This is a genomic window from Streptomyces sp. NBC_01471, assembly GCF_041438865.1.
Lineage (GTDB): Bacteria > Actinomycetota > Actinomycetes > Streptomycetales > Streptomycetaceae > Streptomyces.
The window spans coordinates 4,941,929-4,957,500 of the sequence record NZ_CP109450.1; the positions used below are offsets into that span (position 1 = coordinate 4,941,929).

Annotated in this window: 11 protein-coding genes; 10 read left to right on the plus strand and 1 reads right to left on the minus strand. The window is 72.4% G+C overall.

Going from position 1 to position 15,572, the window contains the following annotated elements:
- The first annotated feature begins 60 nt into the window (after nucleotides 1-60).
- Both OG285_RS22140 and OG285_RS22145 read left to right on the plus strand, forming a co-directional pair.
- The gene (locus tag OG285_RS22140; protein ID WP_371791988.1) at nucleotides 61-3,906 is read left to right on the plus strand and encodes a glycosyltransferase; all 3,846 of its coding nucleotides are present in this window, start codon (nucleotides 61-63) and stop codon (nucleotides 3,904-3,906) included.
- Nucleotides 3,903-5,411 carry a DUF5719 family protein gene (locus OG285_RS22145; protein ID WP_371791989.1) on the plus strand — a complete coding sequence of 503 codons (1,509 nt, stop codon included), beginning with the start codon at nucleotides 3,903-3,905 and terminating at the stop codon, nucleotides 5,409-5,411. The genes OG285_RS22140 and OG285_RS22145 overlap by 4 nt, the downstream gene beginning before the upstream one ends.
- A gap of 111 nt (nucleotides 5,412-5,522) precedes the next feature.
- Here the strand turns inward: OG285_RS22145 and OG285_RS22150 are convergent, their stop codons facing one another.
- Nucleotides 5,523-5,981 carry a metallopeptidase family protein gene (locus tag OG285_RS22150; protein ID WP_356834663.1) on the minus strand — a complete coding sequence of 153 codons (459 nt, stop codon included), beginning with the start codon at nucleotides 5,979-5,981 and terminating at the stop codon, nucleotides 5,523-5,525.
- Between the two features lie 320 nt (nucleotides 5,982-6,301).
- Between OG285_RS22150 and OG285_RS22155 the strand changes: the two genes are divergently transcribed.
- The 8 genes from OG285_RS22155 to ahcY all read left to right on the plus strand — a co-directional run bounded on the left by OG285_RS22155 (nucleotide 6,302) and on the right by ahcY (nucleotide 15,564).
- On the plus strand, nucleotides 6,302-6,679 hold the full coding sequence (locus tag OG285_RS22155; protein ID WP_356834661.1) for a DUF3499 domain-containing protein: 378 nt from the start codon (nucleotides 6,302-6,304) through the stop codon (nucleotides 6,677-6,679).
- A 114-nt stretch (nucleotides 6,680-6,793) separates the two neighbouring features.
- Nucleotides 6,794-8,410 carry an L-lactate permease gene (locus OG285_RS22160; protein WP_371791990.1) on the plus strand — a complete coding sequence of 539 codons (1,617 nt, stop codon included), beginning with the start codon at nucleotides 6,794-6,796 and terminating at the stop codon, nucleotides 8,408-8,410.
- Nucleotides 8,411-8,534: 124 nt separating this feature from the next.
- Nucleotides 8,535-9,908: a phosphomannomutase/phosphoglucomutase gene (locus OG285_RS22165; protein WP_356834657.1), complete on the plus strand. Its 1,374-nt coding sequence runs from the start codon at nucleotides 8,535-8,537 to the stop codon at nucleotides 9,906-9,908.
- A 160-nt stretch (nucleotides 9,909-10,068) separates the two neighbouring features.
- Entirely contained in the window at nucleotides 10,069-10,254 is a 186-nt protein-coding gene (locus OG285_RS22170; protein WP_164267341.1) for a Trm112 family protein, read from the plus strand.
- A gap of 115 nt (nucleotides 10,255-10,369) precedes the next feature.
- Nucleotides 10,370-11,500 carry an SIS domain-containing protein gene (locus OG285_RS22175; RefSeq protein WP_356834654.1) on the plus strand — a complete coding sequence of 377 codons (1,131 nt, stop codon included), beginning with the start codon at nucleotides 10,370-10,372 and terminating at the stop codon, nucleotides 11,498-11,500.
- A 107-nt stretch (nucleotides 11,501-11,607) separates the two neighbouring features.
- Nucleotides 11,608-12,771 (plus strand): mannose-6-phosphate isomerase, class I, encoded by a 1,164-nt coding sequence (gene manA, locus OG285_RS22180; RefSeq protein ID WP_371791991.1) that lies wholly within the window; start codon nucleotides 11,608-11,610, stop codon nucleotides 12,769-12,771.
- Nucleotides 12,772-12,837: 66 nt separating this feature from the next.
- Nucleotides 12,838-13,815 carry a cation diffusion facilitator family transporter gene (locus tag OG285_RS22185; RefSeq protein WP_356834650.1) on the plus strand — a complete coding sequence of 326 codons (978 nt, stop codon included), beginning with the start codon at nucleotides 12,838-12,840 and terminating at the stop codon, nucleotides 13,813-13,815.
- A 291-nt stretch (nucleotides 13,816-14,106) separates the two neighbouring features.
- A complete protein-coding gene (gene ahcY / locus OG285_RS22190; RefSeq protein WP_356834648.1) occupies nucleotides 14,107-15,564 on the plus strand; it encodes an adenosylhomocysteinase in 1,458 nt (485 codons plus the stop codon).
- Nucleotides 15,565-15,572 lie beyond the last annotated feature (8 nt).

Genomic DNA, 15,572 nt, shown 5'->3' on the forward strand with positions numbered 1-15,572 from the left:
CACACCAGCCTTCCGGGGGGCCACGCCACCCGGACTCCGGCCGGAGGGGCCCGTACCTCGATGTCCGTGCACAGCCAATCGACGGCCCCTTACGAGGCCGCAACGCCTGCGTTCGCTCCCGCACACCCACCCGAATTCCCGCAGCACGTCGTCACCGCGGTGCTCGTCACCCACGACGGCGCCCGCTGGCTGCCCGACGCGCTCGCCGGGCTGCTCGGCCAGGAGCGGCCCGTCCAGAACGTCGTCGCGGCCGACACCGGCAGCGCCGACGCGTCCGCGAGCCTGGTCACCGAAGCGCTCGGCGCCGAGCGGGTGTTGCACCTCGCCCGCCGTACCGGCTTCGGTGCCGCCGTCGACGAGGCGGCCCGCACCGCCGGAGTCCTCACCCCCGAGGAACTGCCGTACCTGAAGCGGCCCAGCGGCTGGGACCCGGTGAGCCGCAGCTGGCGCGACGAGACCTATGACATGCCCGAACTGCCGCACGGCGAACCGGTGCAGTGGCTCTGGCTCCTCCACGACGACTGCGCCCCCGACCCCGACGCGCTCACCGAGCTGCTGCGCGTGGTCGACAACGACCCGCACGCCGTCATCGTCGGACCCAAACTGCGCGGCTGGTACGACCGCAAGCAACTGCTCGAAGTCGGCGTCTCGATCGCCAACAGCGGTCGCCGCTGGACCGGCCTCGACCGCCGTGAACAGGACCAGGGCCAGCACGACCAGGTCCGCTCCGTCCTGTCCGTCTCGACCGCCGGAATGCTCATCAGACGGGACGTCTGGGAGGAACTGGGCGGCTTCGACCGCAGACTGCCGCTGATGCGGGACGACGTCGACCTGTGCTGGCGGGCACACGCCGCCGGCCACAGCGTCGTCGTCGCACCCGACGCCGTCCTGCGGCACGCGGAGGCATCGGCCCGCGAGCGCAGGCCCATCGACTGCGTGGGCCGCTCCGTGGCCAGCCCGCACCGCGTCGACAAAGCGGGCGCCGTCTACACCCTGCTCGTCAACACCCGTGGCCGCGGACTGCCGTACGTCCTGCTCCGGCTGGTCTTCGGCACGCTGCTGAGAGTGATCGCCTATCTGGTCGGCAAGGCGCCGGGACAGGCGCTCGACGAGGTCGCCGGGCTCGTCGGCACCCTGCTGCGCCCCGAACGGATCCTCGCCGCACGGCGCACCCGGGGGGCGGGCTCGGTCGACGCGGGCGAGCTGCGGCCGCTCTTCCCGCCGCCCGGAGCCACCGTCAAGGCCACCGCCGAGCAGGTGGTCGGCCATTTCGGCGGTAGCTCCGACGTAGAGGCCGGTTCGCGGCACGGCGCCGTCGAATCCGGTCCGGGCGGTGACGACGCCGACTTCCTGGAGATCGAGCAGTTCGCCCGGCTGAAGCGGATAGCCCGCAAACCGGCCCCCGTGCTGTTCGCCGTACTCCTGCTGGTGTCGCTCATCGCCTGCCGGGCGCTGCTGGGCGGAGGCGCCCTCGCGGGCGGCGCCCTGCTCCCCGCGCCCGATCACGTATCGGAGCTGTGGAACCGCTACGCCGACGTGTGGCACCCCCTCAGCACCGGCGGCACCCAGACCGCCCCGCCGTACCTCGGCATCGTCGCCGTGTTCTCCACCGTCCTGCTGGGGCACACCGGACTCGCGCTCACCCTGCTGCTGGTCTGCTCGGTCCCGCTGGCCGGTCTCACCGCGTACTTCGCCTCCCGCCCGCTCACCGGATCGCGGCTGCTGCGGGCCTGGGGAAGCATCGCGTACGCCTTCCTGCCCGCCGCGACCGGCGCCCTGGCCTCCGGGCGGCTCGGCACCGCCGTACTCGCCGTCCTGCTGCCGCTGATCGCCCGCTGCGCCGTATCCGCCGCCGGAGTGCGCGGGGAGCGCGGAAGCTGGCGGGCCGTCTGGGCCTACGCGTTCCTGCTCACCCTCACCATGGCCTTCACGCCCGTCGTGTGGCCGCTCGCCGTGGTCGTCGGGATCGCCGTCCTGGTGCTGCACCGCGACGAGATCACCGCGTACGGGCTGCGCCTCCTCGCGGTCGCCGGTACACCTCTCGTGCTGCTGGCGCCCTGGTCGCTCTCGCTGCTCGCCGGCCCTTCGGGCTCCTTCCGCGAGGCGGGCATGGAGTTCGGCACGGGCTCGGCCTCCGCGCTCGACCTGCTGGGCATGAGCCCCGGCGGTCCGAAGACCGCGGGCGGTGTGCTGCTCATCGCAGTGGTGCTCGCCGCGCTGGCCGCCCTGCTGCGCGGGGAGCGGCAGTTCGCCATCCGCGGTGCCTGGGCGGTGGCGCTGCTGGGTCTGGTCTTCTCGGTGCCGGCCAACAGGTCGGGCTGGGCCGGTCCCACCACGCTCGTCTACGGGCTCGCGCTGCTGGCCGCCGCCGTGCTCGGCGCGGAGGGCGCCCGCGGGCGCGTGGCCACGCAGAGCTTCGGCTGGCGGCAGCCGGTCGCCGGGCTGATCGCCGTCGCCGCGCTGCTCGCGCCGGTGATCGCCGCCTTCAGCTGGATGGTCAGCGGCGCGGACGGGCCGCTGGAGCGGCGCGACCCGGTGCAGGTCCCGGCGTTCGTCGCCGAGGAGAGCGGCACCCGCGACCAGGCCCGCACCCTGATCCTCGGCGGGACATCGCCCGCGGAGGTCTCGTACACGCTGGTGCGCGGATCGGGCGGCAGGCTCGGCGACGCGGAGCTGGCCCGCGCGGGCGGCAGCAGCCCCCGGCTCGACAAGGTCGTCTCCAATCTGGTCGCGGGCTCCGGCGCCGACCAGTCCAGCCAGCTCAGCGGGTACGCCATCCGCTATCTGCTGGTCAGGGACGGCGCGCCGCGCGAGATGAGCCGGGTGCTCGACGCCACCCCGGGGCTGAGCCGGCTCAGCCAGCTGGACGGCAGCGAGCTCTGGCGCGTCGACCGGCAGGTCGCGCGGGCCACGATCGTCTCCGGCACGTCGCAGGACGCGAGCTCCGAACCGCAGTCCGTCGCCGCGGGCCCGGTGGACATCCACACCACCGTCCCGGCCGGCGCGTCCGGCCGCGTGCTGCGGCTCGCGGACGCCGCCGCCCCCGGCTGGCAGGCCACCCTGGACGGCCGCTCGCTGACCAGGACGACCGTCGACGGCTGGGCCCAGGGGTTCGAACTCCCCGCGCAGGGCGGGAAGCTCGATGTCAGCTACGACGAGCCCCTCACCCACACCCTCTGGGTCTGGGCACAGGTGCTGCTCGCGGTCGTGCTGCTGGTGCTCGCCCTTCCCGGCCGCCGGAAGCGGATCGACGACGACCTCCCCGAGGAGGAACTCCCCGTACCCGCCGAGCCGGTGGCGGGCGAGGGCCGCAGGGCCCGCAGACTGCGCGCCGCCGCCCAGGCCGAGGCCGCCGGGAGCACGGACGGACCGGACCCGGCGGGCGGCCCGGACACCACCGGAGCCACGGAGGACGGCCCCGCCGGTGAACCCGGCGAACAGGACCCGTACGCCCCTGCCGGAGACCCCGCGGGAGCGCCCCAGGCCGCCCCCGCGCACCCCGCCGCCGACGACGGCTTCGCCCCGCAGTACGGGTCGGAGATCCCGCAGCAGCCCGCCTACGGCGAGTGGGAGCAGTCCGCGTACGCGACGGGCGACTACAGCCAGTACCCGGCCGGGCAGTACGGCAGCGAAGGGCACTACGGAAACGACGGCACCTACGTCCCCGGCCAGTACGGCCAGGACGCCCAGTACGGCAGTGAGGGGCAGTACGGCGGCGAAGGGCAGTACGCCGACGACGGCCGGGGCGGAGGCGGCCAGCAGGGCCAGTACCCCGAGGGACAGCAGCAGTACGACCCGTACCAGCAGCAGCCCGACGGCCAGTACGACCCGTACGGCTACGGCCGGCCGCAGCAGCGGCCCTACCCCGACGAGAACGAGCACCGCCCCGACGGGAGCAACCAGTGAACCGCACCGCCATCGCCCTCGCGGCGGCCGTCGCAGCCCTCGCGGCCGTCACCGGTTTCGCCGTGGTCGCCGCACCGTCGGACGCGGCCACCACGCCGCAGGCCGCGGCCCGGCTGCCCGTCGAACGCTCCAGCCTGGTCTGCCCGGCGCCCAGCACGTCCGACCTCGCCGAGACGTCGTACACGGCCTTCACCCCGGCCGGGAAGGGCGGCGGGCCGGCCGGCAGCGCCCAGTTGCTGCCGTCGGTCACCGGTCCCGGGACGGACGCGAAGAAGGGCAAGGGCAAGGGCGGTGCGACGGACCAGGGGAAGCCGGTGGTGTCGCTCAAGCAGCCCGGAAAGCCCGTCGTCGACAAGGAGTCCGGCGGCGACACACCGGCTCTGATCGGTTCGGCCGACGGCCCGCTGGCCCCCGGCTGGACCGTCCAGCAGACCACGACGGTCGACGCAGGTGGCTCACGCGGGGTGCTCGGCACCAACTGCACGGCGCCGGACACCGACTTCTGGTTCCCCGGCGCCAGCACGGCGGCGTCCCGCCAGGACTACGTGCACCTCACCAACCCGGACGACAGCGCGGCGGTCGCCGACATCGAGCTGTACGGGAAGGACGGCGCCGTCAAGTCCGAGGTGGGGGAGGGGATCACGGTCCCCGCGAGGTCGACGGTTCCGGTCCTGCTCTCGACGCTGACACCCGATCCCGCCGAGAACCTCACCGTCCATGTCAGCACCCGTACCGGCCGGGTCGGCGCCGTGGTGCAGTCCATGGACGACAAGCTCGGCAGCGACTGGCTGCCCGCCTCCACCGCCCCGGCCGACAAGCTGGTCCTGCCCGGGATCCCGGCGGACGCCACCTCCGTACGGCTGGTGGCCCTCGCCCCGGGCTCGGACGACGTGGACCTCAAGGTCCAGCTGGCCGGCGCCGACGGCACGATCACCCCGGCGGGCCACGAGACGCTGCACCTCAAGGGGGGCATGACCTCGTCCGCCGACCTGGGCGACGTGACCAGGGGCGCGGCGGGGTCGCTGGTGCTCTCCCCATCGGGCGGCGGCAGGACGCCGGTGGTGGCCGCCCTGCGCGTGGTGCGCGGCAAGGGCAGCAAGCAGGAGGTCGCCTTCATCCCGGCGACCGCACCGGTGGGCGAACGGGCATCAGTGGCCGACAACCGCTCCAAGGGCTCGGTGCTGTCGCTGGCCGCTCCGGGCGCCACGGCCAAGGTGAAGGTGACCTCCTCGCCGGGCAGCGGCGGGGGTTCCCAGGCCGTCAAGGAGTACACGGTCAAGGGCGGTACGACGCTCGCGGTCAAGCCGACCCCGCCGCCCGGGCTCAAGGGCTCGTACGCGCTGACGGTCGAGCCGGAGGCGGGCGGCGGCCAGGTCTACGCGTCGCGCATGCTCGAACTCCCGCAGGACGGGGTCCCGATGTTCACGGTGCAGACGCTCCCCGACGACCGGGGGACGGTCTCGGTACCGCGTGCCCGGCAGGATCTGTCCCTGCTGGACGACTGACCGGAAGCGGGTGGCCGGGACGACCGGCTGGGGATGTCGGCCCGGCCTGCGGGCCGTTCGTCCCGCGGTACCGGCCGGCCCGCCCCGGCAACGGGCGCGGACCGGCCGGGCTCAGTCCTGCCCGTACCGCGGATCGACCGACTCCGGTGCCAGGCCGAGCAGTTCGGCGACCTGCTCCACGACGACCTCGTGCACCAGCAGCGCCCGCTCGTCGCGGTTCTTGGTGCGGATCTCGACCGGGCGCCGGTAGACGACGATCTGCGCGGGCCGGTCCTTCTCCGCGGCGATCGCGCTGCCGAGCGGCACGGATGACTCGCCCGGCCACTCGTCGGTGTTCTCCGCGCCCTCGACGCGCGGGACGTCGAGCACCAGGAAGTCGACTTCGGAGAGTTGGGGCCAGCGCCGTTCCAGGCGCTCCACGGAGTCCGCCACAAGATCGCGGAAGGAGTCCCCCCGGCTGGTCGAGAGCGGAACCTGCGGCGGTGCCACGGGCCCGCGCATCCCCCGGCCGTGCCGGTCGCGGCGGCGCGGCCTGGGCTCGGCGGGCTGGGGCGGTAGTGAGCTGTCCATCACTGACGCAGGGTAGCTCTCCGTGCGACGCGGCGAGGCCGACGGCCGCAGTGCAGCCGGCATGTCGCGGAATGAGCATTCCGGGCAGGTCCACGATCGGCGGCCCGGCTGCTTTCGATCGGTGATTCCGCGTCGTCTGACTGGATATCGACGGGGGAATGACCGGATTCGAATCGTCACTCGCTGTATGCGTCTGTACCCGTGCAGGTCAAGCGAGTTGCCACCGGCCCGGACGGGGCAGGGCTGGTGCCACGACACGGTGGAGTGACGCCGGGGCGAGTCGTCGCGGCCCGCTCAAGAGTGCGGTACCGTCCCATACCGTGAGCCCTGTACGTCGCTGTTCTCGCACTGCGTGCGGCCGCCCCGCCGTCGCGACGCTGACGTACGTCTACGCCGACTCGACCGCGGTTCTCGGTCCGCTCGCGACTTACGCTGAGCCCCACTGCTACGACCTGTGCGCCGAGCACGGCGAGCGGTTGACCGCCCCGCGCGGCTGGGAGGTCGTCCGTCTCACCGACGGCTCGGCCCCCGCCAGGCCCAGCGGTGACGATCTCGAAGCGCTCGCCAACGCCGTACGGGAAGCCGCCAGACCGCACGAGCGCGCACCCGAACCCGGTGGTGGCGGTACACGCCAGACCGGTCCGGCCGAGAGCGGGCGCCGGGGCCACCTCCGCGTACTGCGCTCTCCGGAGTCCTGACCCAGGGTCCTCCGTCCGGATCAGGCCGGGCTCCCGCCTTCGGCCTCGTCCGGATCATTGACTTCCGGTTGCCATGGACATGAGCATTCCTCCACCCGTGAGGATCGAGGCCCTGTGTTTGTGCAGCCGCTGGAACCCGTAGCCGATTCGCTCGCTCTGTCCGCACTCACCGCCGCTCTGCCGCTGCTCACCGTCCTGGTGCTGCTCGGCGCCGTACGGATGAAAGCCCACTGGGCGGGCCTGATCGGGCTGGCCGTCGCCGTCCTGGTCGCCCTGTCCGCGTACGGCATGCCGCTGGGGCAGACACTGTCCTCGGGCGCTCAGGGAGCGCTCTTCGGTCTCTTCCCGATCCTGTGGATCGTCGTCAACGCCCTCTGGGTGTACCGGATGACGGTCCGCACCCGGCACTTCGACATCCTGCGGCGCTCCTTCGGCCGGTTCTCCGACGACCCCCGTATCCAGGCCCTCGTCATCGGCTTCTGCTTCGGTGCGCTGCTTGAGGCGCTCGCCGGATTCGGGGCCCCGGTGGCGATCTGCGCGGTGATGCTGGTGGCGCTCGGCTTCGATCCCGTGCGTGCGGCGGTCGTTGCCCTCGTCGCCAACACCGCACCCGTCGCCTTCGGCGCCATGGGCACACCCGTGGTGACGCTCGCACAGGTCAGCGGCTTGCCGCTGGACACGGTCGCCTCGGTCGTCGGCCGGCAGACCCCGTTGCTCGCCCTCGTCGTACCGCTGCTGCTGGTGGTGATCGTGGACGGCAGGCGCGGGCTCCGCGAGACCTGGGCGCCCGCGCTCGTCTGCGGAGTCGCCTTCGCGGCAGCCCAGTTCACCGCGTCGAACTTCGTCTCCGTCCAGCTCGCCGACATCCTGGCCGCGCTGGTCGGCGCCGCCGCCCTGATGGCGGTGCCGGGCGCCCGCAGGCCGGTCACGGAACCGGTACGGGCCGCCGTGCTCACCGGTGAACGCAGCGAGGACCTGGACGAGGCGGACCCGCGGCGCGAAGTGGTGCGCGCCTACGCCCCGTACGGACTGATCGTCGTGATCTTCTCGCTCGGCCAGATCCCGCCCGTGAAGCGGCTGTTCGACAGTGCGACGCGGGTCTTCGACTGGCCGTTCCTCGACGTCGCGGGCCCCGGCGGCACACCCGTATCGGCCAACGTCTTCTCGCTCCCGCTCATCTCGACCGGCGGCACACTGGTCCTGTTCGCCGGGGTGCTGACAGCCGCGGTCATCGGAGTGGGGGCCGGGGCCGCGCTCAGGGAGTGGGCGGCGACGGTGCGCGAACTGCGGTACGCGATCCTCACCGTCACCTCCGTCCTGGCTCTCGCCTACGTCATGAACCTCTCCGGACAGGCCGCGACCATCGGCCACTTCGTCGCTGCGGCGGGCGCCGGACTCGCCTTCCTCTCACCCGTGCTCGGCTGGTTCGGGGTCGCCGTCTCCGGATCCGACACCTCGTCCAACGCCCTCTTCGGCGCACTCCAGGTCTCCGCCGCCCACGAGTCGGGGCTCTCCCCGCAGCTGCTGGCGGCCGCCAACAGCTCGGGCGGGGTCCTGGGCAAGATGATCTCCCCGCAGAACCTGACGATCGCCTGCGCGGCAGTGGGTCTCAAGGGACAGGAGGGGGACCTGCTGCGCAGGGTGCTGCCGTGGAGTCTGGGACTGCTCCTTGTGATGTGCCTGATCGTCATGGCGCAGAGCACGGCGCTCCTGGACTGGATGCTGCCGTGACGGTGCGGCCCCGCACGGCGCGCGCCCCGCTGCCCGCTCCGGTGTGCGGGGGGTCACGGTTCTCCCAGGTAGTTTGATGGGTGCTGGGCCCATAGCGGACAGAGCGGATATCAGGAGGACCGACGTGGCTGGTGCTGTCGATTTGTCGCAGGTCGTGAAGGCGTACGACGTGCGAGGTGTCGTACCCGACCAGTGGGACGAGTCGCTCGCCGAGCTGTTCGGGGCCGCCTTCGTACACGTGACGGACGCGTCGGCGATCGTCGTCGGCCATGACATGCGCCCCTCGTCACCCGGTCTGTCCGGAGCCTTCGCGCGCGGCGCGGCGGCGCGCGGCGCGGACGTCACCCTCATCGGCCTCTGCTCGACCGACCAGTTGTACTTCGCGTCCGGGCAATTCGACCTGCCGGGGGCGATGTTCACGGCCTCGCACAACCCGGCCCGCTACAACGGCATCAAGATGTGCCGGGCCGGGGCCTCGCCGGTCGGCCAGGACACCGGCCTCGCGGAGATCCGTACGCTCGTCGAGACCTGGTCGGCGACCGGCGCCCCGGAGGCCGCGCCGACTCCGGGAACCGTCACCGAGCGTGACACGTTGAAGGAGTACGCGGCCCATCTCCTCTCCCTGGTCGACCTGTCGGCGATCCGCCCGCTGAAGGTCGTCGTGGACGCGGGGAACGGCATGGGCGGCCACACGGTCCCCACGGTGCTGGCCCCGCTCCCGCTCGACGTGGTGCCCCTCTACTTCGAGCTGGACGGGACGTTCCCCAACCACGAGGCCAACCCGCTGGACCCGGCGAACCTCGTCGACCTCCAGGCGAAGGTCCGCGAGACCGGCGCGGACCTGGGCCTGGCCTTCGACGGCGACGCGGACCGCTGCTTCGTCATCGACGAGCGCGGCGAGGGCGTCTCGCCGTCCGCCATCACCGCGCTGGTGGCCGCCCGCGAACTGGCGGCGCACCCGGGCGGCACCGTCATCCACAACCTGATCACCTCCTGGTCGGTCCCCGAGGTCGTACGGGAGCACGGCGGCACCCCGGTCCGCACCCGGGTGGGGCACTCCTTCATCAAGCAGGAGATGGCCACGACCGGGGCGATCTTCGGCGGCGAGCACTCGGCGCACTACTACTTCCGCGAGTTCTGGAACGCCGACACCGGCATGCTCGCGGCCCTCCACGTCCTGGCCGCCCTGGGCAACCAGCCCGGCACGCTCTCGCAACTGGTCGCCCCGTACGACCGCTACACCGGCTCGGGCGAGATCAACTCCGAGGTCACCGACCAGGCGGCCAGCACGGCGCTGGTACGGGAGGCGTACGAACACCGTGACGGCATCACGACGGACGGCCTGGACGGTCTGACGGTGACGTCCACCGACTGGTGGTTCAACCTCCGCCCGTCCAACACCGAGCCGCTGCTGAGGCTGAACGTGGAGGCACGGGACGAGCCGACGATGGCCGGGGTCCGCGACGAGGTCCTCCGCCTGGTGCGCGGGACCGGCTGACGGCACGGGCCGGCGGGAGCGGCGCCACCCGCCGCAGACCTGTCGCCCGCGCCCCCACGGGCCGCACCCGTCCCACCCGAACCGCCCCGAACCCCCGCACCCGTCCCGCCCCGGCGGTACGCTGACCTGGCCCAAACCGTATGTTCGAAGGGACCACCCCATGCCGCTCGAAGCCGGTCTCCTGGAGATCCTCGCCTGCCCGGTCTGCCACTCCCCGCTCGACGACCAGTCGGCAGCCGAGGAGAACCCGGAGCTGATCTGTACCGGTAAGGAGTGCGGCCTCGCCTACCCCGTCCGCGACGGCATCCCGGTCCTGCTCGTCGACGAGGCCCGCCGACCCGCATAACGGCAGTGGCGCGCGGTGCCCCGTGCAGCCCCGCGCGTCAGCCGCAGCTCACCGTCACACCCCGCGCCCCCCTGCACGCACCCGTACACGCAAGGCAAATCGGAGGCAGCCCCCGATGCTCGACGAGTCGTTGCTCGACGCCCCGGAGGCCCTGGCCCGAGCCGACCGCCGCGGACTCCTCCGCGGCGCAGCCGAGGCCGGAGCCCGTGTCCGTACCGCCGCCCGGAACGCGGCCGAGGCCGGCCTCGCCGAGCTGAAACCGGAAGGGCGGCCCCGCGCCGTACTCGTCGCCGGTTCCGGCGCCGCCGCGACCGGCGTGGCCGACCTGCTCACCGCCCTGGCGGGCGCGGCGGCCCCGGTCACCAGGCTGCACCCGACGGGGGTCGCCCCTGCCGCGGGCGCACTGCGCTGGGCGCTGCCCGGCTGGGCCGGGTCCGTGGACCTGCTGCTCATCGCCACCGCCGACGGCACGGAGCCGGGCCTCGCACTCCTCGCGGAACAGGCATACCGGCGCGGCTGCACGGTCGTCGGTGTCGCCCCGCGCCGCTCCCCGCTGACCGAGGCGGTCGACGGTGCGCACGGTCTCGTCGTGCCGATGGCCGAGGCGCCGTACGAGGAGGACACCGAGGTGCCGTTCACCGGGGTCGGCCCCGGAGCGCTGTGGGCCCTGCTCACTCCGCTGCTGGTCCTGCTCGACCGGGTCGGCCTGGTCACCGCGCCGCCCGAGACCCTTCAGCGCGTGGCCGACCGTCTGGACAGCACGGCGGAACGCTGCGGCCCGGCCATCGCCACGTACACGAACCCGGCCAAGACCCTGGCGTCGGAGCTCGCCGACTCCCTCCCGCTCATCTGGACCGAAGGCGTCGCGGCGGCTCCCGTCGGCCGCCGCTTCGCCGCCGTACTGACCGAGCTGGCGGGCCGCCCCGCCCTCGCCGCCGAACTGCCCGAGGCCCTGCCCGCGCACGGCGCGCTGCTCGTCGGCCCCTTCGCGGGCGACGCCGACCCGGACGACTTCTTCCGTGACCGGGTGGACGACCCGCAGGCGCTGCACGCCCGGGTGGTGCTCCTGCGCGACCGCCCGGCGGGCGGCCTCACCGCGGCCCCGGCCGCCCGCGAGATCGCTCTCGCCCAGGACACCCCGATCAGCGAGCTCGAACCGGAGGCGGGCAGCGAGCTGGAATGCCTCGCCGAGCTCCTCGCGGTCACCGACTTCGCCGCCGCCTACACCGCCCTTGCCACGGCCTGAACGCGAACGGCGCCCGGGCTCCCGCACCCGCGCGCGCCCCGGTACGAGAGCCGTCCCGCACACCACTCCGCCCGCACCGCCGCCCGAGCAGCCCGGAAAGTAGCCTCATGGACCGCCTCACCAACACCGTGCGCCCCTACGCCTGGGGCTCGACCACTGCCCTCCCGGCCCTCACCGGCACCGAGCCCACCGGGGAGCCGCAGGCCGAGATGTGGCTGGGCGCCCACCCCGGAGCCCCGTCCCACATCGACCGCGGTACCGGTGACCAGGCGCTCTCGGCCGTCATCGAAGCGGCCCCGGAGGCCGAGCTGGGCGCGCGGGCGGTGGCGAAGTTCGGCCCGCGCCTGCCCTTCCTGCTCAAGATCCTCGCGGCCGGAGCCCCGCTCTCCCTCCAGGTCCACCCCGACCTCGCCCAGGCGAAGGAGGGGTATGAGGACGAGGAGCGCCGCGGCGTCCCGGTCGATGCCCCGCACCGCAACTACAAGGACGCCAACCACAAGCCCGAACTCATCTGCGCGCTCACGCCCTTCGACGGCCTCTGCGGCTTCCGCGCACCGGCCGAGTCGGCCGATCTGCTCGCCGCCCTCGACGTGGACTCGCTCAAGCCGTACGTGGACATCCTGCGCGCGCACCCCGAGGAGGCGGCGCTGCGCGAGGTCCTGACGGCCGTCCTCTCCGCGGACCCGGCCGGGATGAAGACCACGGTCACCGAGGCAGCCGCCGCGGCCGAACGCCTCGGCGGCGCCTACGCCGCGTACGCGTCACTCGCCCACCACTACCCGGGCGACCCGGGCGTCCTCGCCGCGATGCTGCTCAACCACGTCCAACTCCAGCCCGGCGAAGCGCTCTTCCTCGGTGCGGGCATCCCGCACGCGTACCTCAGCGGCCTCGGCGTCGAAATCATGGCGAACTCGGACAATGTGCTCCGCTGCGGTCTCACCCCGAAACACGTCGACGTCCCCGAGCTGCTCCGTGTGGTCCGCTTCGAGGCGGCCGACCCCGGCATCCTGCGCCCGGAAGCGGCCCCGGACGGCGAGGAGCTGTACGAGACCCCCATCGACGAGTTCCGGCTCTCGCGCTACGTACGCCCCGAGGACGCCCCGCCCCTCGCGCTGCCCGCGGCCACCGCGCAGATCCTGCTGTGCACGGCGGGCACTCCGCGCGTGGGTGAACTCGCCCTGGTACCGGGCCAGTCGGTCTTCGTCCCGGCGGGCGAGACCGTCACGCTGACCGGTACGGGGACGGTCTTCCGCGCCACCGTCGTGGCCTGATGCAACAATGTGCGGCCGAATAGCGGCACCCATGCCGCGGCACCGACGAAGGGAACACGTCCACCCATGAGTGCGTCAGGTGGAACCAAGGCGATCGTGGCGGCGCTCGGCGCCAACCTCTCGATCGCGGTAGCGAAGTTCGTGGCGTTCCTCTTCAGTGGCTCGTCGTCGATGCTCGCAGAGAGCGTCCACTCACTCGCCGACTCGGGCAACCAGGGCCTGCTGCTCCTCGGCGGCAAGAAGGCCCAGCGCGAGGCGACCCCGCAGCACCCCTTCGGCTACGGCCGCGAGCGCTACATCTACGCCTTCCTCGTCTCGATCGTGCTGTTCTCGGTCGGCGGGATGTTCGCGGTCTACGAGGGCTACGAGAAGGTCAAGCACCCCCACTCCCTGGACAACTGGTACTGGCCGGTCGGCGTCCTCGTCTTCGCGCTCATCGCGGAGGGCTACTCCTTCCGTACGGCGATCAAGGAGTCCAACCACACGCGCGGCACCCTCTCCTGGGCGCAGTTCATCCGCCGGGCCAAGGCCCCCGAGCTTCCGGTGGTATTGCTGGAGGACTTCGGCGCACTGATCGGTCTGGTCCTCGCGCTGGCCGGCGTCGGACTGGCCGTGGCGACGGACAACGGCGTCTGGGACGGCATCGGCACCCTCTGCATCGGCACCCTGCTCATCCTGATCGCGATCGTCCTGGCAGCGGAGACGAAGTCCCTGCTGCTCGGTGAGTCGGCGGGCACCGAGGAGGTCGACAAGATCAAGGAAGCCATCGTCGACCACGACACCGTCACCGCCGTGATCCACATGCGGACGCTGCACCTCGGCCCCGAGGAACTCCTGGTGGCCGCCAAGATCGCGGTCCAGCACGACGACACGGCGGCGGAAGTGGCCCGCGCGATCAACGCCGCGGAGACCCGTATCCGCGAAGCCGTCCCCATCGCCCGGGTCATCTACCTCGAACCGGACATCTACAGCGAGGCCGAGGCCGCTGCGGGCGCGGACCCGAAGGCGACTCCCGGCGGCCCGTCACCCGTACCGCAGCACTGACGAGGACCGCGAGCCGCACCCCTGCCGCCCGGCCACGGGAACGCTCCACGGTACGGATTTCGGCCGGTACACCCGGTGGGCTGGGGGTCGCTGGGCCGATCGGTGTAGATTCGACCGGAGCCAGACGTCGCTGCTGATGGCGGTCGGGCGGTCCGTTCTGCGGGTCGGCCGAGGGAGAGAGGGCCTCCGACGGACTGCGCCGCGAGCGCTCGGGCATTCGTGTGCCTTTCCGCCCGTCGCCGCAGCATCCAGCCCATACACCCTCGACCAACCTTCCGAGGAGCAGCTCGTATGACGACCGACGCCATCACCCAGGACTTCAAGGTCGCGGATCTTTCGCTGGCCGCCTTCGGGCGCAAAGAGATCACTCTCGCCGAGCACGAGATGCCGGGTCTGATGTCGATCCGCGAGGAGTACGCCGCGACGCAGCCGCTGGCCGGCGCGCGCGTCACCGGCTCCCTGCACATGACGGTGCAGACGGCCGTGCTGATTGAGACCCTGGTCGCGCTCGGCGCCGAGGTGCGCTGGGCCTCGTGCAACATCTTCTCCACCCAGGACCACGCGGCCGCGGCCATCGCGGTCGGCCCGAACGGCACCCCGGAAGCGCCTGCGGGCGTGCCGGTGTTCGCGTGGAAGGGCGAGAGCCTGGAGGAGTACTGGTGGTGCACGGAGCAGGCGCTGACCTGGCCGAACACCCCGACCGGCGGCCCGAACATGATCCTCGACGACGGTGGCGACGCCACTCTCCTGGTGCACAAGGGTGTCGAGTTCGAGAAGGCCGGCGCGGCCCCGGACCCGGCGACCGCCGACAGCGAGGAGTACAGCTACATCCTCAAGCTCCTCAACCGCACCCTGGGCGAGAACCCGCAGAAGTGGACGCAGCTGTCGTCCGAGATCCGCGGTGTCACGGAGGAGACCACGACCGGTGTGCACCGGTTGTACGAGATGCAGCGTGACGGGCAGCTCCTCTTCCCGGCGATCAACGTCAACGACGCGGTGACGAAGTCGAAGTTCGACAACAAGTACGGATGCCGCCACTCGCTGATCGACGGCATCAACCGCGCCACCGACGTCCTGATCGGCGGAAAGGTCGCGGTCGTCTGCGGTTACGGCGATGTCGGCAAGGGCTGCGCGGAGTCGCTGCGCGGCCAGGGCGCCCGCGTGATCATCACCGAGATCGACCCGATCTGCGCGCTGCAGGCGGCGATGGACGGCTTCCAGGTCTCGACCCTGGACGACGTCGTCTCGATCGCGGACATCTTCGTGACCACGACGGGCAACAAGGACATCATCATGGCCGCCGACATGGCCAAGATGAAGCACCAGGCCATCGTCGGGAACATCGGCCACTTCGACAACGAGATCGACATGGCCGGCCTGGCCCAGATCCCCGGCATCGTGCGGGACGAGGTCAAGCCGCAGGTCCACACCTGGACGTTCGCCGACGGCAAGGTCCTCATCGTCCTCTCCGAGGGCCGCCTGCTGAACCTGGGCAACGCCACCGGGCACCCGTCGTTCGTGATGTCCAACTCGTTCGCGGACCAGACCCTGGCCCAGATCGAGCTCTTCACCAAGCCCGCCGAGTACCCGACCGACGTGTACGTGCTGCCCAAGCACCTGGACGAGAAGGTCGCCCGCCTCCACCTCGACGCCCTCGGCGTCAAGCTCACGACGCTCCGTCCCGAGCAGGCCGCCTACATCGGCGTCGAGGTCGAAGGCCCGTACAAGGCGGACCACTACCGCTACTGATGCACCCA